The following is a 23,907-nucleotide window of genomic DNA, read 5'->3' on the forward strand; positions in this document are numbered from 1 at the left end:
GCTGGGCGATCATTGGGGGCGGCATGCTGGGCATGACGCTTGCCCACCGGTTGGCGCAGCGCGGAAACCAGGTTTGTTTGTACGAGGCAGCGGACCATTTGGGTGGGCTCGCCAGCGCCTGGCAACTGGGAGACGTGGTGTGGGACCGCCATTATCACGTTACGCTTATGTCAGACGCACATACGCGCGCTTTGTTGGCCGAACTGGAACTCGACAACGAAATTGAATGGGTGGAGACGAGGACCGGGTTCTTTGTCGACGGCCAGATGCACTCGATGTCGAATAGCTGGGAGTTTCTTCGCTTTCCACCACTGGGATTGATCAGCAAACTACGACTAGCGCTGACAATCATGTACGCGGCGCGCGTACGAGATTGGCGACGGTTAGAGCGGATCGGCGTGGCGGATTGGCTGCGTCGCTGGTCGGGGCGACGGACGTTCGAGAAGATTTGGCTGCCGCTGTTGCGTGCCAAGTTGGGAGAGAACTATCGCCGGACGAGCGCTGCGTTCATCTGGGCGACGATCGCGCGGATGTACGCGGCCCGACGCAGCGGATTGAAGAAAGAAATGTTCGGCTACGTGCCGGGGGGCTACGCGCGCATCTTGGCGCGGTTCGCCGAGCGATTATGCGCCGACGGAGTGGACTTGCGGCTGACTACGACAGTCAGCAGCGTGGAGCAGGCTGGAGAGCAGGTCGTGGTAGTCTCCGAGCGCCAAGGCACGCCGTGCGCGGAACAATTCGACAACGTAGTATTGACCGTGCCGGCGCCGCAGGTCGCGCGGATGTGTTCACAACTGACGGATGGGGAAAAGGAACGATTACGGCGGATCGAGTATCAAGGCATTTTGTGCGCCACGCTGCTGTTGAAGCGCCCATTGTCGCCCTATTACGTGACGAACATCACCGATTCCGAGATTCCTTTCACCGCTGTGATCGAAATGGGGGCGCTGGTCGATCGACGTCACTTTGGCGGCGGATCGCTGGTGTACCTGCCAAAGTATCTGTCGGAGAACGACGCGACGTTTGGACAGTCAGACGAGCAATTGCGCAGCATGTTCGTCTCGGGCCTCAAGCGGATGTATCCCGACTTGACAGAAGACGAGATATTGGCGTTTCGCATATCGCGCGTGCGGCGTGTAGTAGCGCTTTCGACTTTGGACTATTCTCGCGACCTGCCGGGGCTCGACACAACGCTGCCGGGGACGCATATTGCCAGTTCGTTTCAGATCGTGAACGGAACTCTGAATGTCAATGAAACTGTCGGCCTTGCCGAGCAAGCCGCGCGAGACCTTGACCAACGCCACGGAACGCGCCGCGCGGCGCGGGGAGGCCGCGGAGCGTCTCCTGCCGCTGGCGAGTGTCTCGCTGGATCTCGATAACGAATGGTCATACCTCAAGACGCACGGCGATGCGGGTTGGGAGTCGTTTCCAACCTACTTGCCGACGCTCGTGCCGCGCGTGCTCGACTTTCTGGCCGAGCGCCAGCTATCCATCACAATGTTCGTCGTGGGACAAGACGCGGCGCTCGAGGTGAACCGGCCCTGGCTGCGTGCGCTGGCCGATGCAGGGCACGAGATTGGCAATCATTCGTTCCGGCACGAGCCGTGGCTGCACCTCTATAGCCAGCATGACATCGAGACCGAACTTGCCCGCGCCGAGGAAACGATTGAGGTGGCGACGGGAGCAACGCCGCGAGGCTTTCGCGGCCCCGGATTTAGCGTATCGGCCGATGTGATTCGCGTGCTGGCGCGACGCGGCTACGAATACGACTGCTCGACGTTCCCCACGTTTCTGGGGCCCTTGGCGCGCACATATTACTTCATGACAACGCGGCTCAGCGTCGAACAGCGGCGCGAGCGCAAACAATTATTCGGAAAATTCAGCGAGGGTCTACGGCCGCTGAAGGGCTATGCTTGGCGTGTGGGAGATCGACAGTTAGTCGAGATTCCGGTGACAACGTTGCCTGGCGCGCGGACGCCGATCCATCTGAGCTATGTCTTGTATCTGGCGCAGTTTTCTCGTTTGGCCGCGATGCAGTATTTTCGCGCGGCCGTGAACGCCTGCCGCCTGGCCCGTGTGGAGCCCTCAATCCTGTTGCATCCGCTCGATTTTTTGGGCTGCGACGACAATACGCGATTGGACTTCTTTCCGGCCATGCGGATGCACAGCACCGACAAGATGCGCGTGGTGAGCGATGCCTTGGCGCTGCTGGCTCGCTCATTTTCGCTCGTGCCGATGCGCGAACATGCACAGGCGGTACGCGCCCGCCCGCGGCGGCGCATAGTGCCCGTCGAGGCGATGTAGTCCGGTGCGCGAGAATGCGCCCACTGCCGTCCCCACTTTGCGCCACTGGCCAACGTCGGTTGCCTGCACGGCGACGCTTTGTTGGGTGATCACGGCGACGGCCATCACTTGGCCAATCGCGCGCGAGTGGCAGTTTCTTTCCAGCGACTACGCGCAGTACGCCAGCGGCGCGGAGAATCTGCTGGCTGGCCACGGCTATGCCACCAGTCTGCCTTTCTACGACGAGCATTATCGTCTGGGAGTGTTGCCGACGCCGCAGACCGTTTTTCCGCCTGGCTTTTCGTTGTGGATCGCCCTCGGCATGACGCTGGGGCTGTCGGCAGACCAGTCGGCGCTGGCGATCGCGCTCCTGTGTTATCACGCCAGCGCGGCGATGATCGTGCTGTTGACGCGGCGATCAACCACAAGCTGGTGGTTGGCGGCGTCCGCTGGAGCGGCATGGTATGGCATCGCGGGCAACTGGTTCAACATCGCCAGTGGGATGAGCGAAATGTGCTTCATCCTCTGCACGCTCGGCGTCGCCGCACTGTCGACCAATCTAGCCGCTGAGCGCTCACTGCCGGAGAACGTCGGTGCGGGCCTCGCGGCGTCGGCCGCGTTCTTGGTGCGCTACGTGGGTTTGTTTTGCGTGGCAACGTTGTTTTTCTGGCTCGCGCTGCGGTGCGCGCTACTGCGCAGCAGACGATCGGTTTTTGACTTGGTGCTAGGAATGGCGGCGCCGGCAATCACCCTGGGCGCTGTGTTTGGACGCAATTATGCGCTAGTAGGCGACTTCAAAGGTGGGAACGACCTGGGAAAGTCGGAACCGCTGTCGACCGTCGCACCGCGCATGCTGCGCTCGGCGGGGGATATTGTGGGGCTCGATTGGGCCGGACTCAAACAGGGGCATCTGGGCGAAATGATTGCCGCCGCGATGGTGATCGCGCTGGTGGCGTACGTCGCGTGGCTGTTCGCCACTCGTCAGGGACGAGAGCGGATCTGGGCGCCGAGTCGCCCAGGGGGATTGATCGTGTTTTCGGGACTATACATGGGGTTGACGATTGCGGCTCTGGCGCTGCTGGAAAGTCGCACCTCAATCACGTTTTCGTATCGGATGTTGTTGCCATTGGCACCGTTTGCCATCTTGTTAGCCGCTGGCACATGGCGGCAGTTAGTTTCGCCGCTGCCCGGGACGTTGCGCATCGGTTTGGCGTCGGGGGCAGCGCTCGCGTTCGGGCTAGGACAGTGGCAAGCCTATTTGGAATTTCGTCCAATCCATGAAAAGTCATTGGCAGGGATGCGCGCGATCGAGCGTGGACTAAGCGGCAATCTGGCGGGACAGTCGGCACGGGGCTACCTCGTAGCCAACGCCTCGCTGGCGAGGCCACTGATCGCCTATCAGTCGCAAACCGTCGGCGCATTGCTAGGCGCGCCAGTGCTGGGACTCACGCCGAGGGTGTACACCGCAACCAAGTGGACCGAGGCCGAAACGCGCCAGTTGGCGCAGCAATATCATGCCGGGCACGTGTTGTTCTGGCCGCAGCTTTGGAAGGGACGCGGCGATCCGCGATTGACGTTTTTTCAGGCGTTGGCCGATGGCCGGCCGCCGGTATGGCTGACGCCAATCTTGCAAACTCCCGATATGGAGATTTATCGGATCGAGTGAGCGAACATTCTGTTTTCTGAAGCGGCACGGAGAGTACTTCACTGCGCCGTTAGTCGTCGAGTTCTTCAAGCCAGAGGCGAATTTCGTTGTCATACTCACTGGCGAGATCGCCATGAATGAGTTGCCGCTGAAAACTGGCCGCTCCTTCTTGCGCAACCTCTGCCGCCTCGGCGCTCGGGAAGCGGCGATTGGGATCGGCGGCGATCAGTCCTCGACAAATGGTCATCAGCAGTTCGCTGGAAACGACTTCGGGGGGCAAGATCTGCGGCAGCCGCGCGGCCAGGGCGCGCTTGGCCTCCAGTAGGTCGCGCCATTCGACGAGGCCTGCGAACGGCGGGGCGCCGCCAAGCATTTCGATCAATACGTAGCCTAGGCTACAGAGATCGGAGCGAGGGGTGCATTCCCCACCTTCCAAGATCTCCGGCGCGGCATAGGCGGGGGTGCAGGTGCGGCGCGGCGGCGGATTTTCGTGTTCGAAGGCGGAGCCGATGTCAATGATCTTGGCATTGCCAGTGCGCTTGACCATGAGATTGGCGGGCTTGAGATCGCTGTGGACCACCCCCTCACGATGGAGCGCTGCGACGGCGGCCAAGCAATCGCGGAGGATGGCAATGGCGATGCCCGGCTTGAGCCGAGGTTGGCTGGGGCCGGCGGTGACAATGACGTTGTTCAGGTACTCCCAGCGGCGCGTGCTCACCTTGTCGCGGACGCGCTCGAGCATTTCGGCCGTGAGCAAGCGGCTGAGGTCATAGCCATCAACCCACTCCATTTCCATGAGGCGGATGCGATTGCGATCGAGAAAGTTGTGGACATCGAGCAGATTGTCTTGTTGAATCTGGGCCACATGCGCGGCGACCTGGGCCATGCGGGCCATGGCGTCTTCGTAAGCGTGCAGGTCATCGTAGCGTTCGGGAGAAAAGACCTTGAGTGCGACGGGGAGGGTGAAGTTGTCGGCGCCGCGGCGTTCGCTAAGGTAGACAATACCTTGGCCGCCAGCGCCGAGCGGCTTGAGCAAACGGTGGTGGACGGTCCAAGCGAAGCGCTGATCGTCGATAATATCTTGATACTTGGTCAGCAACTCATGGCCCCGGCGCTCACCCACCGTGCCGTTGTGAGCGATTGTGGGCGTCTCATTTTGGATGATCGTGGTGGTCATTCCCCTACTCACGGATGGGCCTGATGTTTCCTGGCTGCCGCGTATCTTAGAAGCGAGACAGAGCGGCCGTCCAGATGAACGCAGCAATGCTATAATGTGTTGATAGCTTCAGCACGCCGCTAGGCAGGCAGGCGCCGAGGAAAGCCGAGATTCTTGTCGACCAGGTTCTTGAGGGGCGCGCCGGTCAGATAGCGCCCCAGATTGTCGCAGAAGAAATCAGTCATGTCGTCGATGCGCCGCGCCGACTGCCCCGCGACGTGGGGGGTGATGATCAGATTGGGGGCGGACCAAAGTGGGCTGTCCGCGGCCAGGGGCTCGGTGGGGGTGACATCGAGAGCGGCGCCTGCGAGATGTTTTGAATCGAGCGCCGCGACCAGCGCTGACTCTTCAATCAGCTTGCCGCGCGCGAGGTTCAGAAAGTAAGCGCCGGGCTTCATCCGCGCAAACCGGTCGGCGGTCATCATCTGCTCGGTGAGAGGAGTCAACGGTACGGCCAGCAGCAGAAAGTCAGCAATTTCCAGGACGTCGTCGAGTCGCTCGGCAGGCCATAACTCCGCGACGTGCGGCGGACGATCGATGGGAAACAGGTCGGTGGCGACAATGCGCGTCCTATAGGGCGCCAACAGTTCGGCAATCCGTCGACCAACGCCGCCGAAGCCGATGATGCCGACGGTACTGTGGTGAAGGTCACTCGTGGGACGACGAATGAACTCACGCTTCTGCTGCGCGCGCAAGAAAACTGGCAAGCTGCGCGAAAGTGCCGTAGCCAAGCCGATGGCATGTTCGGCCACCTGATCAGCGAGCACTCCTGAGGCGCTGGTGACGGTGATATTGGAAGCGACGACGGAGGGAACAAGGCAATGATCTAGCCCGGCGGCAGACGATTGGATCCAGCGGAGTCGGCCCCGGCTGACGACATCATCCCAGGGGACCGGCACCTTGGCATGACCGCAGAAAATGTCGGCGTCAAGTATCTCCGTGCCGATACGCTCTTGGCCAGCGTCGACCACCTGGGCCTGAGTGGCGATGTGGGCGATCTGTTCGACGTGCCTGGGTTCGACCGGATAGCAGAGGACGATGCGCATAAATGATCCGTCTGGCCTGGTGCGGTTGACAGCAAGGAAACCGCTAGTGTAGTGGCAGCGGCGATTGTCTCGAAGTGGTAGACTGACGCGGCCAGCCAGGGCGTCGCGCGGCGCGGTTGGCGACCGCAATTGGTTTTGTCAGGTGCTTCGCCATGCCGATTCATTTAGAGCCTATCTCTCGTCGTTGGTTTATAGGTAGCAGCGTGGCGGCGGCGAGCGCCGGTTGGCTAGCGCTGGAATCGGCAAGCTGCGCGGAGCAACCCGCCGCCGACCCGCATACGATCGCGCTGTTGTCGGACACGCACATATTTCGCGATCGCGCGGTGAAGCACCGGGGCGTGGATATGTACTCCCATCTGGCACAGGTTGGAGAAGAAGTGCGGTCGCACGCCAAGCGACCGTCGCATGTTCTGGTGAATGGCGACTGCGCCTTTCTAGAAGGGGGCGCGGAAGATTATCAACAGTTTTTGAGCCTGATCAAACCGTACACCGAGGCGGGCTTTCCGGTGCATCTGGCGCTGGGCAACCACGACAATCGCGAACGTTTCTGGGAAGGGGCGATGCCGTTCCGATCGACGGTGAAGGGACTCGACAGCCGACAAGTTTCGATCATCGTCGCCGAGCGCGCCAATTGGTTCGTGCTCGATTCACTGGAGCGAACGAATTACACGCCCGGTACGCTGGGAGCGGACCAATTGCGCTGGCTGGGCGAGTCGCTCGATGCGCACGGCGATCGCCCGGCAATCGTGATGGCGCATCACAACCCGGTATCTGGCGCCGGTGTAAGTATGGGCTTGAGCGACACGGAGCAATTGTTTGAGGTCATCATGCCGCGGCGGCAGGTGAAAGCGTATGTTTTTGGGCATACGCACCACTGGCAGGCACGCGAGCGCGACGGACTGCACCTGATCAATCTGCCGCCCACGGCGTATCCATTCAACTCGACCGATCCGAGTGGTTGGGTGGAGGTGAATCTGGAGCCTGACGGAGCCAGCTTCACGCTGCACGCGCTGGATAAGGCGCATCCGGCAAATGGGCAGCGTCATGACCTGAAGTGGCGCGCAGCGTAAGCGGACATGACGGTCCGGTTGTCGAACCCAGGATCGGCCAGCCGTGTCGGTAGTCGGAAGCGCGTCAGGCCGAACTATTGTCTGGGACGGCACAATTGGCCGCTGCTATGGAATTGAGTTGAGGCGGTATGTCGACCAACGGAGCGGCGACTAGTTTGGGGTCTGGCTGGTGGGGACGTCCCGGCGGAGGACGCGAGGTGTGGACTCTCGCGTGGCCTCTGGTGGTGTCGACATCGAGCTGGACGGTGATGGACTTTCTGGATCGGATCTTCTTGATCTGGTACTCGCCAACTGCGATGGCGGCGGCGTTTCCGGCCGTTGTATTGAGTTTCACGGTCGAGTGCTTTTTTCTCGGCGTGGCGATGTACGTCAACGCGTTCGTGGCACAGTACTACGGCGCCGGACGGCATCACCGCATTGGACTAGCGGTCTGGCAGGGCATTTGGCTATCGCTGTTGGCAATGCCGCTGATGCTGGCCACGATTCCGCTGGCGCCGGCCGTGTTCGATTTCATTGGTCATGAGCCAGCGATCCGCGCTCAGGAGGTGGCGTACTATCAGATTCATTGTGTTGGCGCGCCCGGCATGGTGATGGCAGCGGCGATGTCGAGTTTCTTCACCGGCCGCGGTCGGGTTCGGGTGGTAGCTATCGTCGACACGATTGGGGCAGTGGTCAATGTGATGATCGACTACGTGTTGATCTTTGGGTACTACGGCTTTCCTGAAATGGGCATCGAAGGGGCAGCTTGGGGGACTGTGATCGGCCTGTGGCTGCGGTCGGCCATGTATTTGACGCTCATCCTGTTGAAGAAGAACCGCCACGAATTTCACACTCTGTCGGGTTGCAGGTTCGACCGCGAGCTGTTTGGGCGCATGCTGTACTACGGCTATCCGGCCGGCGTGCAGATGTTCGTTGAAGTGGCGACCTTCAGCAGTTTTCTGATGCTAGTGGGCGGACTGGGACCACACGAGCTGATCGCCACCAATTTGGCATTCACCATCAACAGTCTGGCGTTCATACCCATGATGGGCATGAGCATGGCGGTGACCACGCTGGTAGGACAACGACTGGGGCAGAACGAACCAGAACTGGCCGCCCGCGGCACTTGGACGGCATACGAGATGGCGACACTCTACATGGGCGCGATCTCGCTGTTGTACTTGTTGGCGCCGCACATGTTCTTGATGCCGCATCAGGCGGGGATGGACCCAGGCGAGTTTGGGGAGCTGCGAGACCTAACGACGGTGCTGCTGCGCTTCGTGGCGGCGTATTGCTTGTTCGATACGATGATTTTGGTGTTTGTGGGAGCGCTGAAAGGCGCTGGCGACACGCGGTTCATCTTGTTCGCCTCGCTCTTCATGGCCCCGGTTCCGGTGCTGTTCACCTGGCTAGGGACACGCGTGTTTGGGCAGGGGCTCTTATTCTCGTGGGTGACTATTACTTGCTGGGTTTGCGGACTGGGGACGATCTATTTGGTTCGCTTCTTGCAAGGTAAATGGCGGTCAATGCGTGTGATTGAGCATGCCCCGCCGGACCTCTATACGGTGGGATTGGACGACGCACCGACCGAAGAGCCGGCCGTGGCAATGTAACGCGACACAATTGCCCCTTTGAGGCGCGCGGCGCCGTGCAACCGGATGGAGATGGCATTGATTGGGCTTTCGTGGCAGTCGCATCGACTACGCGGCTGGGCTACAATCTCAGCTTTGCCCGGATGGGCTGTCGGCGGCCTGTGCGCTGCGAGTCGGCCAAAATAATTGCAAACCTGGGAGTGACCGCCGTGCGGAATTTGTCGTTAGCAGGTTGGATTTGGCAATCGCTGGTCGCGTGCATGGTGATGGCGCTTGGCGCCGGCGTTGCGGCGGCAAATGAGTCTTTGACCGAGAGCGCAGACCAACTGGCCGCGAGCGTATTGATTCATCGCGATGCTTGGGGCGTTCCACACATCGAAGGGCCAACCGACGCGAGCGTGATCTTCGGCTTCGCCTACTGTCAGGCAGAGGATTACTTTTGGCAACTCGAAGACTCGTATGTAATGGGGCTGGGTCGGTACGCGGAATTGTACGGAGACAAGGGGCTGAAGAGCGACATGATCAACCGGGCGTTCGAGATTCCTCAGCGCTCGCAGGCCGATTACGAAAAGATGGAGCCAAAGATCAAAGAGTCGTGCGAGGCCTTTGTGAAGGGTGTGAATTACTATTTGGAGAAACACCCTGAGGTTAAGCCGCGCTTGATCGAGCGGTTTGAACCATGGCAAATGATCGCCATGGGACGGCAGGTAATTTTGGAGATGACCTTCGGCAATACAGGACAATCCAAGGATCATGTGCCGACCGATTTCAAGGCGGTCGCCGACGCGGGGAAGGGATCGAACGCCTGGGCGCTTTCGCCGAGCCGCACCAAAAACGGCAAGGCAATGTTGTTCATTAACCCACATCAGCCGTACTACGGATTTGGTCAGTTCTACGAAGGCCATATGAAGAGCGGCGAGGGTTGGAACTTCACCGGCGCCACTTTCTTTGGCAGCCCGATCCCGACGCTCGGGCACAACGAGCATCTGGGTTGGGCCTTCACGGTGAACAATCCAGGAATCGGTAGCGCGTGGCGCGAAACGTTCGACGATCCGGCGAATCCACTGAATTACCGTTACGACAAGGGGTATCGGCAGGCGACTGAATGGAAGGACACGATCCGGGTCAAGAAGAAGAAAGGGATGGAGGAGCGCGAGTTTGTTTTTCGCAAGACGCATCACGGGCCAATCATCCGCAAGGAGTCCGACACCAGCTACATCGTCGCCAACATCGGCAAGTTCTATGACGCGCTCCTATCGCGGCAAAACCTGGCGATGGTGCGGGCGAAGAACTTCGCGGAATGGCGCGAGGCGATGAGCATGCTGGAGTTTCACATCTTCAATACGGTGTACGCTGATCGAGAAGGCAACATCTTCTATCTGTACAACGGCATCGTGCCGCGGCGCGATCCGAGCTTCGACTGGTCCAGCCCGGTTGATGGCAGCAACCCGGACACGGAATGGAAAGGTATTCATACGATCGACGAATTGCCGCAGACGTTGAATCCCCCGTCGGGCTTTGTGCAGAACTGCAATCAGACGCCGTACACCGTGACCGACGACGGCAACCCCTCTCTGGGCGACTACCCCGATTACATGGTCCGCGAACGGCACGACGACAAGCGGCGGGCGAAGGTGTCGCGCATGCTGCTGCGCGAGATGAAGGACATGGAGTTCGATAGTTGGCAAAAGGCCTGCTTCGACACCACGCTGTATTGGGCGGTGGTGGAACTGCCGGCGTTGGCGCGGCTGCACAAGGAGTTGGAAACCAGCCACCCCGACTTGGCGGCGCAGTCCAAGCCATATTTCGATCACTTGATGAATTGGGATCGCAAGGTGCATATCGACTCAACTCAGGCGACATTGTGCATCGCGTGGTACGAACAGCTTTATGGCGATGTGTATCGCAGCGAGACGCTGCAACGTCAGTTCATCGACGATCCGAGCAAGAAGTTCCATGCGCTGCTGACAGCGGCGCAGGGGCTGACGAAGGTGTTTGGCGACTGGAAGGTGCCGTATGGCGACGTGTATCGACTGCAGCGACACGCCAACGTAGCCGACTTCTTTCAGATTCCGTTCAACGACAAGGAGTCGAGTCTGCCGAGCGCTGGTTCGTTTGGTCCGCTCGGCATTGTGTTCAACATGTACTTCACGCCGTCAATTGACATTCCGTTGGTGAAGACGATCAAGAAGCGTTATGCGGTGGTGGGCGCCAGTTACGTGTCGGCGGTCGAATTCTCCGACCGAATTCAGGCGGTCTCGCTGCTGCAGTATGGAGAGAGCGGGCACGCCGATTCGCCGCACTTTTTCGACCAGGCGAAGCTGATGTCGCAAATGCAGTTTAAGCCGCAACCGTTCTACTGGGACGACGTGCTCAAGGCCGCCAAGCGCAGCTATCATCCCGGACAACAGGATGAAAAGAAGCTCGCCGGCGAGCTTGGGGGCGAGTAGCGCCCCAAGAGGGGTACAACGTGGCGTTTTTTGCTTTTGGCAAACAGCGGGGATTGTTGACCGATGACGGACACTGCGGCAGCGAAGCCGGAAAAACGCATTTTATTGGTAGACGACGATCATGAGATCGTTGAGTCGATGCGGCTGGCCTTAGAATCCAAGGGGTACAAGATTCTGGTGGCGCGCGACGGCAACCAGGGATTGGCTATGGCGGAGCGCGAGAATCCAGACCTCGTGATTTTGGACATGATGATGCCGAAGCGGAGCGGCTTTTTAGTGTTAGAGAAGCTGCGACGCACTCACGCGGTGCCGATGCGGGTGATCATGATCACGGCCAATGAGGGAAGCCGCCACAAGGCGTACGCCGAGATGCTCGGCGTGGACGACTACATCCGCAAGCCGTTCGCGATGGATCGCTTGATGGATGCAGTGAGTCGCCTGCTCGGGTAAAGTTGGCGCAAGCCCAGGACCCACCGAGCAAGTTGAGCTTCCACAAAGTCGTGTTACGACTTTAGAGCCACTGGCCGGTGGTCGACGAGGCTGAAGTCTCGAAGCACGCCTCCGCCTAACGATGATTTTTGGAATGGCAGCGGTTCAGTCCAAGTGTCCAGGACGCAGCGCAATGGCAAATTGTTGTGCACCGCGCGGGCTTGTTCTAATTTTCACAAGCCATGCTAATGTGTTGCCAGCTCGACGATTCGAGACATGTTGCCTTTGTGCGACGGGCAATTAGCGGCCATTAGGCGCGCTAAATGCCAAATGATTGTGATCGAGCGAGCTAAACTCGATATTGCCCGATATTAGGAGCGTAGTGATACTGTTATCTAGACAGAGGGAACTGTCACGAATCGGCTAGCGAATGAGCGGTCGCTTCGGCACAGGAATGGATTCACACCCTGCCAGTAACTTCCCCTCTCCAGTTCCGCTTGATCTTTGCCAATTCTCTTGAGCGAAGGCGCGACAGCGCGCGGCGGGAAGTTCTCTTGAGGTTTTGACCCCAGCAACACCGACCGCGGGGTGACTGTCGACGCACATCGCTCGCGCCGCTGTGTGCTGCGCGGGCGGCGTGGCGCGGCATGCGGGAACGCCTTGGCAAGAGCGGAATTAGCCAGATCTCGCGTGCCGGAGGATTGTTGGCAATCACGAGAACCAAAGCGAACAACTCAAGACTTTCGCCAGACGCCTTGATCTTCGCGGCAACCGCGATTAGCCGCGATCCGAGGTGGCAAACCCTTACGGGGAGAACATCATGTTCGACGGACGCGCTATCATATCGCTCATTTCGGAACGCCAGGATCTGGATCAATTCCGCAAAAAGACGTGGACGGGCACGTTTGAAGAATATCTGGATCTGGTGCGCCAGCAGCCCGAAATCACGCGCAACGCCTTTCAGCGGGTTTACGACATGATCTTGTCGTACGGCGTGGATCACTACGAAGAGTTTCGCGAAAAGCGGTTGCACTACCGATTTTTCGACGATCCAGACGACGACGGCGCCGACGCGGTGTTTGGCCTGGACGATGCCACCTGCGCATTGGTCAACGCCTTCAAGAGCGCAGCCAAGGGGTATGGAATTGAGCGCCGCGTGCTGCTATTGCACGGCCCGGTAGGGAGCAGCAAGAGCACCATCGCGCGGCTGCTCAAGAAGGGCCTGGAGCGGTATTCTTCGCGCGACGACGGGGCGTTGTATTCGCTGGGCTGGGTCGACTTGAATGACCCGACCGTCGTGCATGAGTGCCCAATGCATGAAGAGCCGTTGCATTTGATTCCTGAGCGATTCCGCAAGGAGATTGCCGACAGAGTGAACGAGCACCGCATGGAGGGGACCTATCAGGTGCGGATCAACGGAGAAATGTGCCCCTTCTGCCGGTACGTTTATAGCGACCGTTTGAAGCACTACGGTGGCGATTGGACGCGCGTTGTGCAGGATGTGCGAGTGAAGCGGCTATTGCTGAGCGAGAAAGACCGAATTGGCATCGGCACCTTCCAACCGAAAGACGAAAAGAACCAGGACTCGACTGAGCTGACGGGAGACATCAACTACCGCAAGATCGCCGAGTACGGCAGCGACAGCGATCCTCGGGCCTTCAATTTCGATGGCGAGTTCAACGTGGCCAATCGGGGGGTGATCGAGTTTGTCGAGGTGCTCAAGCTGGATGTGGCGTTTTTGTACGACCTTTTGGGCGCCAGCCAGGAGCACAAGGTCAAGCCGAAGAAGTTCGCACAGACCGATATCGACGAGGTGATTATTGGCCATACCAATGAACCCGAGTACCGGCGTCTGCAGAACAACGAGTTCATGGAGGCTCTGCGCGACCGAACGGTGAAGATCGACGTGCCGTACGTCACCAAACTGTCGGACGAGATCAAGATCTACGAAAAGGACTACAACCAGCGCAAGGTTCACGGCAAGCACATCGCACCGCACACGATCGAGATGGCGGCCATGTGGGCCGTGCTGACGCGGCTGGAAGAGCCGAAGAACGCGGGCTTGTCTCTGCTGCAAAAGCTAAAGCTGTACAACGGCAAAAGCCTACCGGGATTCACCGAGGACAACATCAAGGAGTTGCGCGAGGAGGCGACGACCGAAGGAATGCACGGCATTTCGCCGCGCTATGTGCAGGACAAGGTCTCGAACGCTTTGGTGGCGCATCCCGAGGCCAGCTCGATCAATCCTTTCATGGTGCTTAACGAGCTAGAGTCGGGCCTCAAACACCACAGCCTGATCACCAGCGACGAGACGAAGACTCGCTATCGCGAATTGCTGGGAGTGGTCAAGCATGAGTATGAGAACGTAGTGAAGAACGAGGTGCAACGCGCTATCGCGGCTGACGAAGACGCGCTCAAGCGGTTGTGCGCCAACTACATCGACAATGTCAAGGCGTACACGCAGCGTGAGAAAGTGAAGAACAAGTTCACCGGGCAGTACGACGAGCCGGACGAGCGGCTAATGCGCTCGATTGAGGAGAAAATCGACATTCCGGAGGCGCGGAAGGACGACTTCCGCCGGGAGATCATGAACTACATCGGCGCTTTGTCGATCGACGGTCGGACGTTCGACTACAAGACGAACGAGCGACTGTATAAAGCGCTGGAGCTAAAGTTGTTCGAGGACCAGAAGGACACGATCAAGTTGACCAGTCTGGTGTCGAACGTGGTCGACGCCGAAACGCAGGCGAAGATCGACGTGGTGAAGTCACGTTTGATTCGCGATTACGGATACGACGACGAGAGCGCGACGGACGTGCTGCACTACGTGGCGAGCATCTTCGCCCGAGGAGACGTAAAGCACTAACACCGATGGAATCCAGGGCGCAAGTAGTCGCACAGAGTGATCGTGGAGGCGGCCGAAATGGTGCAACGCATTGAGCGAGACCAATCGCGATTTCGCGAGATCGTGCGCGGGCGGATTCGCCAGAATCTGCGCCAGTACGTCACACACGGCGAGATGATCGGCCGCAAAGGACGTGAATTAGTCAGCATTCCGATCCCGCAACTCGACCTGCCGCACTTTCGCTTTGGTAAGAACGGATCGGGTGGCGTCGGTCAGGGAGATGGCGAGGAAGGGGACCAAGTGATGCCGGGCGACGCCAACGGCCAAGGCGAGGGACACGCGGGCAACCAGCCCGGACAGCATTTGGTCGAAGTGGAGGTAAGTCTGGAGGAGCTAGCGGCGATTTTGGGGGACGAATTGGAATTGCCGCGGATCGAGCCGAAGGGGCAGGCGAACATCAACGAGCTGAAGTCGAAGTACACGGGCATTCGGCGAGCGGGGCCGGAGTCGCTGCGGCACTTCAAGCGCACATACAAAGAGGCGTTGCGCCGGCAGATCGCATCGAAGTCTTACAATCGTGAACGCCCGTTAGTAGTGCCGATCAACGAAGACAAACGCTATCGCGCGTGGAAGACAATCGAACAACCGCAGGCCAATGCGGCGATCGTGTACATGATGGACGTGTCGGGCTCAATGACCGATGAGCAGAAGCAGATTGTGCGAACCGAGGCGTTTTGGATCGACACGTGGTTGAGAAGCCAGTATCAGGGAGTGGAGATACGCTATGTGATTCACGACGCGGCGGCCAAAGAAGTGGATGAGGAAACCTTTTATCACACACGCGAGAGCGGAGGCACAAGAATCAGCTCGGCCTACAAGCTATGTGGCGAAATCCTGGAAGCGGACTACCCGGCGAGCGAATGGAACGTGTACTGCTTTCACTTTTCCGACGGCGACAACTGGGGCGAAGACAACGAAACATGCCTGAACCTGCTGCGGAGCAAATTGCTGCCGGAAATCAATCTGTTTTGCTATGGGCAGGTGGAAAGCCCGTACGGATCCGGGGAGTTCATCCGAGCGCTACGGAGCGGCTTCAAGGAAGATGAAGAAAAGCTGGTGCTTTCGGAGATCCGCAACAAGGAGGCGATCTTCGAATCGATCAAGACTTTCTTGGGCAAAGGGAAATAGCTGGGGTCTCGCGCCCGACGCGTGGCGACCAGCGAGGCCGACGACGGAGAGAGAGAATCAAATTCGCCAATTCATGGGGCACGCGATTTGCGTTTTCCGATTGCGACTCGCCGCAACTTCGGGGGATGGAATGGGACTACACCGATTTGAACCGCTACCCGCCGATTTAGCCGCCTTGCAGGTGGAGATTGAAGGGCATGCGCGTCGCTATGGACTGGACTTCTTTGCAACGATCTTTGAAGTGGTCGACTCGAATCAGTTGAACGAAGTGGCGGCGTACGGCGGTTTTCCGGTGCGGTTTCCGCATTGGCGATTTGGGATGGAGTACGAACAGCTCTCCAAAGGCTACACATACGGGCTGCAAAAAATCTACGAGCTGGTGATCAACAATGATCCCTGCTACGCGTATCTGATGAAGTCGAACGCGCTGGCGGATCAAAAGCTAGTGATGGCGCATGTGTACGGTCACTGCGACTTCTTCAAAAACAACTATTGGTTCAGCCAGACCAACCGCAAGATGATGGACCAGATGGCCAACCACGGCCAACGGATTCGCTGGCACATGGACCGCAACGGGGTGGATGACGTCGAGAATTTTATTGACGCTTGTCTGTCGATTGATGACTTGATCGACATTCATTCTCCCTTCATCAAGCGCCACGCCCCTGTAGAGCGACCTAAACCAGCCGGCGATACAGACGAGGACGCGCCGCGACAGCCGGGGCGTTTTCGGGCCAAGGGCTACCTAGATCGCTTTGTGAATCCGCCCGAGGCGATGGCGGCTGAGGCGGAGCGATTACGCGGCGAGCAAGCTCGACACGAAGCGCGGTTTCCGTCAAAGCCAACGCGCGACGTGATGTTGTTCTTGCTGGAGCATGCGCCGCTCAAGGCGTGGCAACTCGACATCCTGGCCATGCTGCGCGACGAGGCGTATTACTTCGCTCCACAAGCGCAAACCAAGATCATGAACGAAGGTTGGGCCAGTTATTGGCATTCCACAATCATGACCCGACAGGGACTAACGGGGCAGGAGGTGGTGAACTACGCCGATCACCACTCAGGCACGATGGCCACCAGCCCAGGTCGACTGAATCCGTACAAATTGGGAATCGAGCTGTTTCGCGACATCGAGGAGCGATGGAACACGGGTCGTTTCGGCCGCGATTACGATGAATGTGATGACCTGACCGCCAAACGGCGTTGGGACACCGGCGTCAATCTGGGACGCGAAAAGATCTTCGAGGTGCGGCGGATTCACAACGACCTGACCTTCATTGACGAGTTTTTGACACTCGACTTTTGCCGACGGTACAAGCTGTTTTCATTTGGCTACAACCCCGACTCGACGGCGTACGAGATCGAGAGTCGGGAGTTTCCGGCGATTAAGGAGCGGCTACTGTTCAGCCTGACCAATCGAGGCCGCCCGCTGATCGCGGTCCGCGAGGCGAACTACAAAAATCGCGGCGAGCTGTTCCTGGAACACGACTACAGCGGAGTGGAGCTGCAAATGGATTACGCGCGCGACACGCTGGTGAATTTGCAGCGCCTGTGGCGGCGGCCAGTACACATCGAGAGCGTGCTTGATGGGAAGCTGGCCGTGCTAAGTTACGACGGAACGGAACACAATTTGGAGCATTCGAAGACGCCGGCCGATTTGGCGACCGCATGAGGCGGCGCCGCTTCGTGCGGTATGAACCGAACGAGAAGAGAGAGCCATGAACACAAGAGCCTATGTTGAGGGGCAACTGGCGCAGTTCGGAGAGTTCTCGGCGGAGGAGCGCGCGCTGACGCTGGTCGTGGACGGACGCAGAGTCGAAGCTGAACTCGCGGAGCTAAATTCGCTGGCATGTTCGTTTCGGCGCATGGCAGTCAATGATCCGGCGCTGGCCGACGCTTCGATCGATCGACTAGCAAAGGTCAGCCAGGGGCTGGCGAACCGGCTCAATTATCTCTTGGAGCCGATTCAACCGATCGAAGTTGACGCTGATGCTTGCGTGGTGCAACTGCGCTCTTGTCCGCCGCAGCAAGAGGAAGGGCGCAGGAGCTACTACGAACTGGTGGTGAAAAAGCCGGGCGTGATCTCCCTGTCGCGGTACACCAAGGCGCCGGGCGAGCCGCGGGCCGTGGCGACGGCGCTGGTCACGCGCGAGGTGTTTTGCCGACTAGCCAACGATCTGTGCGCGGCAAGCTTGCCGTAAGCAGGGGGCGTTGTCGCCTGCGCCGTGGCTGTTATTATGCGTGGCATGAGCCATGCATCCCCCCCGCCACAAGAAGTGTCGCTTCGCCCCGATCAGGGTTGGCACTGTTCGCATTTGTTTTATCGCTGGAATCGCGCGGCATTATGCGATTTGTCCAGCGCCGATCGTGACAACGGCGTGGCCGAGGTCGCGCGCATCTTGGATCCGCAGGCCGCCGGGGCGCCCGAGCGGCTGCAGACTTCGGTGGTGGCGGGGCACAAGGCCGATTTTGCCTTGATGGTCCTCGATCCCGATCCGCTTGTAATCGACGGCGTGCATCAGCGGTTGTTGGCTAGCGATTTGGGACCGGCGATCGAGCCGGTCTGGTCGTTCGTCTCGTTGACCGAGGTCTCGGAGTATGTGCCATCCGTCGAGCAATATGGCCAGCGCTTGATTGAGGAAGGAGAGTCGGCCGACAGCCCGGCGTACCAGGCCAAGCTCAAAGCGTATGAGGGGCGCGAGGTGATGATGCGCCGGCAGCGGTTGCAACCCGAGTTTCCGCCTTGGCCAAGCACCTGCTTTTATCCGATGAACAAGATTCGCCATCCGCAGGCGAATTGGTTCACGCTGGATGTGGCCGAACGGAATCGCTTGATGGCGGAACATGGCCGCACCGGCATGACATTTGGCGGGCGGGTAACACAGTTGATCACGGTGTCGGTGGGACTCGACGATTGGGAATGGGGGGTCACGCTGTGGGCCCGCAATCCCGAGTTTCTCAAAGAGATCGTGTATCGCATGCGGTTCGACGAGGCGAGCGCCAAGTATGCCCAGTTCGGTCCGTTCTACACCAGTTACGTGATGACGCCGGCCAGGATGCTGGAACATTGCCGGGTAGCGTCGCGCTAGTTTGTTTTTCCTAACCAATCGCAGAGTCACCATGTCGCCCGAAATTCCGATCGAAGTTACTTGCCACGATGTGAAGACAGCCGTCGACGCGGGCGATTCGCTCTTGTTTATCGATTGCCGCGAGAGCGACGAGCACGCCACCGCGCACATTGCGTCGGCGACGCTGTTGCCGATGAGCGAGCTTGGCGACCGGCTGAGCGAACTGGAGCCGCACAAGAATGGGCGGATTGTGGTGCATTGTCATCACGGCGGACGGAGTTTGCGGGTGGTGAACTGGCTGCGCGAGCAGGGCTATGCCGGCGCGCAGAGCATGGCTGGCGGCATCGATCAGTGGTCGCAAGAGATTGATCCCTCGGTGCCTCGATATTAGGGAAGGTCGAATTGCGACATCCAATCTGGAACCGACATCTGACTTGCGGCCATTTCGTGATCCTCGACCATCGCTCCCAAGACTAGCCGCAAGAAGACGATCGCGCCGCGCTCGATGAGCGCTGCCCAGGCGCGGTCGGCCTCCAAAGTCAGCCAGCCGAAGATTTTGTCTTCGTCGAATTGTCCACGCCGCGCATCGCGGCGAAGTCGTTTGGTCGTCGGCGCGCAAAGCGGGCTTGCGATGCAAAACAGTTCCCAGCGCTGGCCGTACATTTGCAGCAACCCACATTCCTCGTCGCCAAATTTTTCCCAAGGTTTGCCGCCGGCCCAGAGATCAACATATTCGGCGAAGAACGTGACGGGGGGCAGATGTCCGTGTTGGCGTAGCTGGTCTGCCCAGGCGTCGGCCTCGCGCAACAGCGCATCCGGCCAATGGTCGGATCCCCATTCGTTGGGAGAATCAACAAGTCGCGCCCGATTCCAGCGGCGAAATGTCTCCAATGCCACATCGCCCGCTTTCCCGGATAGCTTGGCGATAACAATCCGTTGGGTGGGCATGGAAGCGTCTTAATTCGTGGCCAACTACCCTTGGCGAGCCGTGATGCGCCGCTGGGCGGGGTCTTGCCGATAGTAACTTTTCAATTGTTCGTAGAGCCGCGGGTGGCGCTCGGCCAGTTCGATCGGCAGGCCAAAGAAGGCCTCGGTCGCGACGGCGAAGAATTCGGCTTCGTCCTTCATGCCGTACGGGTCGAGCACCGTGGGACGTCCTTGTCGCCAATCCTCAGCCAGTTTCTTGTATTCGGCGGACATGACAGCCGCCCAGGCTTGATAGGCCTGTCGCGATTCGAGCGGCGGCGTGCCGTCGATCACGCGGTCGAGCATGTCGAGTTGATGGGCGAACTCGTGCAGCACCACGTTGGCGCCATCGTCGTCGCGGCCAGCGCGATCGGCGTCTTCCCAGGAGAGAACCACTGGCCCGCGGTACCAGGCCTCGCCCAGTCGCGCGTCTGGGGGGCCAACCAACGCGCCCTGCTGCCGCTCTGGTCCCTGATAGCCGCTAGGGTAAAGCAAGATCGACTGCACGCGGCTGTAATAGTCATGCTCCAAATGCAGAACCAGCAGACTGGCCCATGCGGCGACGACCACCTTCATTTCGTCGTTGACCATGAGCCCGCCACATCCCTCCCAATTCTTTTCGGCGACGATCACGCGCATATCGGCGAGCAGCTTGCGCTGATCGGTGATCGGCAGCCGGGTGAACTCGTCGAGATGCAACTCGACGTATTTCACCCAGATGGGCGAGATAGGATCGGCGAGCAGTTTGCGCCGGCGTCGGCCGCGGAGCCAGGTAAGCATCGTTAGATCGTGTGTCCGCCATCGATGGTAAACACCGAACCGGTGCAGTAGCCCGCCCCTTCGCCCGCCAAAAAGACGCACAGCGGAGCGATCTCGTCGGGCTGGGCGATGCGCCGCAACGGCAGTTCTTCGGTGAAGCGTCGCAAGATGTCTTCTGTCTGCCAGAGGGCCTGGCTGAACTTGGTCTGCACTAGCCCTGGACAGACTGCATTGACGCGAATGCGAGCCGGTCCCCATTCGCTGGCCAGCACCTTGGTGAGGCTGATCAGCGCGGCCTTGCTGACGCTGTAGACGCCAAGCATCGGCTCGGGGCTGAGGCCGCCGATGCTGGAGATGTTGATGACCGAACCGCCACCGCGCTTTTGCATGGTCGGGAACGCGCGTTTGGCCAATTCCAGCGGACCCTTGACGTTGACGGCGAAGATCTTGTCGAACACGGCGTCGTCGGTGTCGATGATCGGGCCGAACACGGGGTTGGCCGCGGCGTTGTTGACGATGATATCGACCCCACCGAACTGCGCCACGGTTTGATCGACGAGCGCGCGGCACTGGTTCAGATCGCCGGCATGCGCGGCGATGGCCGCGCTCTTGCCGCCGGCGGCTTGAATCGCCTGGGCTACGCCGTCAATCGCCTCCTGCTTGCGACTGGAAACCACGACCGTGGCGCCAAAGGCGGCCAGCGCTTTAGCGATCGACTCGCCAATGCCTTTGCTTGCGCCGGTGACAATGGCCACCTTGCCGTCCAATCGAAAGATATCGCTGAAACTCGAAGCCATCGTGATTCGCCGATTTGTGTGAATAAGATAATGTGAGCAGGTTATCAGAATTCAAAGCGACTGGGGAGCGGCTTGGTATCTACCCGTAGTTCAACCGTTTGGGCGTGCCTCGTTGAATGGGGACATCGATCAGTCGCGGCCGGTCGCCCGCGAGCGACTCTTTCAGCACCTGTGTCAACTCGTCGGGCTCGGTGACGCGCTGCGCCTCGACTCCGAGCGACTTGGCCAGCGAGACGAAATCGATCTCTGGCCCGGCGATGTCCAGCCCGACATACTTGCCTGCCACGGCGCCCGGCAATTGCAATTGGCCGGCGCCGATTTTCAGGATTTGGTACTGGGCGTTGTTGCAGATGACGAAGGTGACGGGAATGCGATAGCGAGCGGCGGTCCAGAGTCCTTGAATGCCGTACATGCTGGCCCCTTCGCCCAACAAAGCCAGCACCGGGCGGTCTGGCCAAGCCAATTGCACGCCGATCGAGCAGCCCAACCCCCAGCCGAGCGCCCAACCGCGATGCCCAAAATAGCCGGAAGTGTTCTTGAGCGCGGCCAATCGCTCCAGCACTGTGTTGGTAGTGGTGACGGCCTCCTCAACGACAGCGACATTGTCGGGGATGGCGCGAACAACCGACTCCATCAAGACGCCGGGCGACAGGGGCCTGAGTCCGCGCTGCTTTTCGATCTCGCTTTGCAGCGCCTCACGACCGACGCGCTGCGCGGCGGCGAGTTTTTCGGCGCGCTGGCGGGCAGCGGCGTGAGCGGCGCTGGTCATCTCCCGCGGCAGCAACTCGGCGAGTTCGGCCAGACTGCACTTCACGTCGCCTAGCACGCCCACTTCGACCGGGTAGTTCTTGCCGATCTGCCATTGGCTCTCGTCGAGGTGCACCAGCTTGACGTGCGCCGGAATGGCGCGGGCCGGCTCGAAGTAGACATATTGCCGCAGCAGATCCATGCCGACGACCAGCAGCGCGTCGTACTCTTGGAGCCGCGCGATCACTTCGGGCGACCAGAGCGGCATGCCGAGCGTCGACTGGGGATGCGTGGCGGGAAAACCAAGCCGCCCGTGCGTGGTGCCCGACTCCGACATGACCGGCGCGCCGAGCGCTTCGGCGACGCGCACCAATTCTTCGACGGCGTCGGCTTCTTGCACACGGCTGCCGACGAGAATGGCGGGGTTGTTGGCCGCAGCCAAAACCTCCGCCGCGCGGCGAATGGCATCGTGCGGGGGACGCACGCGGCGATCGAGCGGCGCGGCGGGGGTCAACTCCAGTTCGGCGATTTCGGACTGAATGTCCATCGGTATCGAGAGAAACACCGGCCCGGTGGGAGGAGCCAGCGCCGTTTGCATCGCGCGGCGCAAAGCGACCGGCAGGTCTTCGATGCGCTCAACCTCGTAAGACCACTTGGTCCACGGCCGGGCGACGGAAACCATGTCTCCCCAAAGGATCGGCTCTTCAAGTCGCAGGCGTCGATCGGATTGGCCGGCGGTGATTAAGAGTGGCGTCCCTTCGCGATAGGCGTTGTAGAGCATGCCCATCGCGTTGCCGAGGCCGCAACTGATGTGCAAATTGACGACGCCCAGCTTGCCAGACGCCATGGCATAACCATCGGCCATGGCCATGACGGGGACTTCCTGAAGCCCGAGGATGTAGTCGATCTTGGTAAAGTCGACCAAGGCATCCATTAACGGCAACTCGGTGGTGCCGGGATTGCCAAACAGGTGACGAACGCCGGCGTCTGCCAGCATTTGCAAGAGGGCGTTTGCGCCAGTGGTTTTCATGATTGCGTCGCCGGGGCTGATTGCGATCACCTTTTGCCAGCGCCAAGTCTAGGGGTTGCGGGGTCGAAATAGAACCCAATGAGCCGTGGGAAGGGTGGCCGCGGCGGGCAAGAAACCGCGCTGGCAATTGGCAAAGGGGGCTGCGATACTGCGCCAGCGGCGCCCCGCCGCGCTCTTTCAAAACTTTTCAACGAGAGCATCGAGATGATTCGCGCAACCACGCTGTACGGCCTGGCGATTTTATTTGTGTTGTCTTCGTTGTCGCTGGCCGCCGAACCGAAGGCGGGAGCCGACGCGATTTTGGGCAAGTGGTTTTTCCCGAAGAAGGACGGCCAACTTGAGATCGTGCGCGATGGCGACACCTGGGTCGGCACGGTGATCGAATACAAGGATCCCGACGCCAAGGACAAGCACAACCCCGACGAGGCGATGCGCGAGCGGCCTTTCATTGGGATCACGATGCTCAAGGACTTCAAGTACGACGCTGAAAAGAAGGAGTGGTCGGAAGGGACAATCTACGACGGCGAGAGCGGCAAGACCTACAAGTGCCGGATGTGGTTCGAGAACAATGATTTGAACCAACTCAACGTGCGCGGTTTCATTGGTTTTTCGTTCTTGGGACGGACCGAGATTTTTGAACGCGTCACGCCCGAGAGCGAGGCGCGGGTCAAGGCCGAGGCGGCAAAGAAGCCAGAGGCGAAGGACGGGGAGTAGGGACTCGGAGCTACCAATGCGACAATGGTCTTGATTGGGTGGCACACGAGTTGGATCAGGTGAGCAGTTGAGCAGTGGAGGAAGGC

The 23,907-nt window shown here is 59.7% G+C and carries 19 protein-coding genes; 13 read left to right on the plus strand and 6 right to left on the minus strand.

Annotation, left to right across the window (positions count from 1 at the left end):
- The first annotated feature begins 23 nt into the window (after positions 1 to 23).
- Together K1X71_13990 and K1X71_13995 are read left to right on the plus strand one after the other, a co-directional pair.
- A complete protein-coding gene (locus K1X71_13990; protein ID MBX7074252.1) occupies positions 24 to 1,379 on the plus strand; it encodes an NAD(P)/FAD-dependent oxidoreductase in 1,356 nt (451 codons plus the stop codon).
- Positions 1,380 to 2,389: 1,010 nt separating this feature from the next.
- A complete protein-coding gene (locus K1X71_13995) occupies positions 2,390 to 3,949 on the plus strand; it encodes a hypothetical protein (GenBank protein MBX7074253.1) in 1,560 nt (519 codons plus the stop codon).
- 49 nt (positions 3,950 to 3,998) lie between these two features.
- Here K1X71_13995 and K1X71_14000 read toward each other — a convergent pair whose 3' ends face one another.
- Together K1X71_14000 and K1X71_14005 are read right to left on the minus strand one after the other, a co-directional pair.
- A complete protein-coding gene (locus tag K1X71_14000; protein MBX7074254.1) occupies positions 3,999 to 5,105 on the minus strand; it encodes a serine/threonine protein kinase in 1,107 nt (368 codons plus the stop codon).
- 119 nt (positions 5,106 to 5,224) lie between these two features.
- On the minus strand, positions 5,225 to 6,190 hold the full coding sequence (locus K1X71_14005) for a D-2-hydroxyacid dehydrogenase (GenBank protein MBX7074255.1): 966 nt from the start codon (positions 6,188 to 6,190) through the stop codon (positions 5,225 to 5,227).
- A 152-nt stretch (positions 6,191 to 6,342) separates the two neighbouring features.
- On the opposite strand from K1X71_14005, the gene K1X71_14010 reads away from it, so the two are divergent.
- The 10 genes from K1X71_14010 (at position 6,343) to K1X71_14055 (ending at position 19,199) form a co-directional block, all read left to right on the plus strand.
- Positions 6,343 to 7,260 (plus strand): metallophosphoesterase, encoded by a 918-nt coding sequence (locus K1X71_14010; GenBank protein ID MBX7074256.1) that lies wholly within the window; start codon positions 6,343 to 6,345, stop codon positions 7,258 to 7,260.
- Between the two features lie 128 nt (positions 7,261 to 7,388).
- Positions 7,389 to 8,852 (plus strand): MATE family efflux transporter, encoded by a 1,464-nt coding sequence (locus tag K1X71_14015; GenBank protein MBX7074257.1) that lies wholly within the window; start codon positions 7,389 to 7,391, stop codon positions 8,850 to 8,852.
- Between the two features lie 188 nt (positions 8,853 to 9,040).
- Complete coding sequence (locus tag K1X71_14020; protein MBX7074258.1) at positions 9,041 to 11,281, plus strand: penicillin acylase family protein; 2,241 nt, start codon at positions 9,041 to 9,043, stop codon at positions 11,279 to 11,281.
- A gap of 63 nt (positions 11,282 to 11,344) precedes the next feature.
- Positions 11,345 to 11,731, plus strand: coding sequence for a response regulator (locus K1X71_14025; protein MBX7074259.1), 387 nt, complete (start codon positions 11,345 to 11,347; stop codon positions 11,729 to 11,731).
- Positions 11,732 to 12,530: 799 nt separating this feature from the next.
- Entirely contained in the window at positions 12,531 to 14,576 is a 2,046-nt protein-coding gene (locus K1X71_14030; protein ID MBX7074260.1) for a serine protein kinase, read from the plus strand.
- 57 nt (positions 14,577 to 14,633) lie between these two features.
- Positions 14,634 to 15,743, plus strand: a complete 1,110-nt coding sequence (locus K1X71_14035; GenBank protein ID MBX7074261.1) for a DUF444 family protein — start codon at positions 14,634 to 14,636, stop codon at positions 15,741 to 15,743.
- A gap of 130 nt (positions 15,744 to 15,873) precedes the next feature.
- Positions 15,874 to 17,412 carry a SpoVR family protein gene (locus tag K1X71_14040; protein ID MBX7074262.1) on the plus strand — a complete coding sequence of 513 codons (1,539 nt, stop codon included), beginning with the start codon at positions 15,874 to 15,876 and terminating at the stop codon, positions 17,410 to 17,412.
- 46 nt (positions 17,413 to 17,458) lie between these two features.
- A complete protein-coding gene (locus tag K1X71_14045; protein MBX7074263.1) occupies positions 17,459 to 17,941 on the plus strand; it encodes a hypothetical protein in 483 nt (160 codons plus the stop codon).
- A gap of 45 nt (positions 17,942 to 17,986) precedes the next feature.
- Positions 17,987 to 18,829: a heme-dependent peroxidase gene (locus K1X71_14050; protein ID MBX7074264.1), complete on the plus strand. Its 843-nt coding sequence runs from the start codon at positions 17,987 to 17,989 to the stop codon at positions 18,827 to 18,829.
- 31 nt (positions 18,830 to 18,860) lie between these two features.
- Positions 18,861 to 19,199 (plus strand): rhodanese-like domain-containing protein, encoded by a 339-nt coding sequence (locus K1X71_14055; protein MBX7074265.1) that lies wholly within the window; start codon positions 18,861 to 18,863, stop codon positions 19,197 to 19,199.
- Here the strand turns inward: K1X71_14055 and K1X71_14060 are convergent.
- The 4 genes from K1X71_14060 to K1X71_14075 form a co-directional block, all read right to left on the minus strand.
- Positions 19,196 to 19,756 carry a hypothetical protein gene (locus K1X71_14060; GenBank protein MBX7074266.1) on the minus strand — a complete coding sequence of 187 codons (561 nt, stop codon included), beginning with the start codon at positions 19,754 to 19,756 and terminating at the stop codon, positions 19,196 to 19,198. The genes K1X71_14055 and K1X71_14060 overlap by 4 nt on opposite strands.
- 24 nt (positions 19,757 to 19,780) lie before the next feature.
- Positions 19,781 to 20,554 (minus strand): zinc-dependent peptidase, encoded by a 774-nt coding sequence (locus K1X71_14065; GenBank protein MBX7074267.1) that lies wholly within the window; start codon positions 20,552 to 20,554, stop codon positions 19,781 to 19,783.
- Positions 20,555 to 20,556: 2 nt separating this feature from the next.
- Positions 20,557 to 21,330: a glucose 1-dehydrogenase gene (locus K1X71_14070; protein MBX7074268.1), complete on the minus strand. Its 774-nt coding sequence runs from the start codon at positions 21,328 to 21,330 to the stop codon at positions 20,557 to 20,559.
- Positions 21,331 to 21,409: 79 nt separating this feature from the next.
- Positions 21,410 to 23,107, minus strand: coding sequence for a thiamine pyrophosphate-binding protein (locus K1X71_14075; protein MBX7074269.1), 1,698 nt, complete (start codon positions 23,105 to 23,107; stop codon positions 21,410 to 21,412).
- A gap of 204 nt (positions 23,108 to 23,311) precedes the next feature.
- Between K1X71_14075 and K1X71_14080 the strand changes: the two genes are divergently transcribed.
- Positions 23,312 to 23,821, plus strand: coding sequence for a DUF2147 domain-containing protein (locus tag K1X71_14080; GenBank protein ID MBX7074270.1), 510 nt, complete (start codon positions 23,312 to 23,314; stop codon positions 23,819 to 23,821).
- The last annotated feature ends 86 nt before the right edge of the window (positions 23,822 to 23,907 follow it).

Source organism: Pirellulales bacterium, assembly GCA_019694455.1.
GTDB lineage: Bacteria > Planctomycetota > Planctomycetia > Pirellulales > JAEUIK01 > JAIBBY01.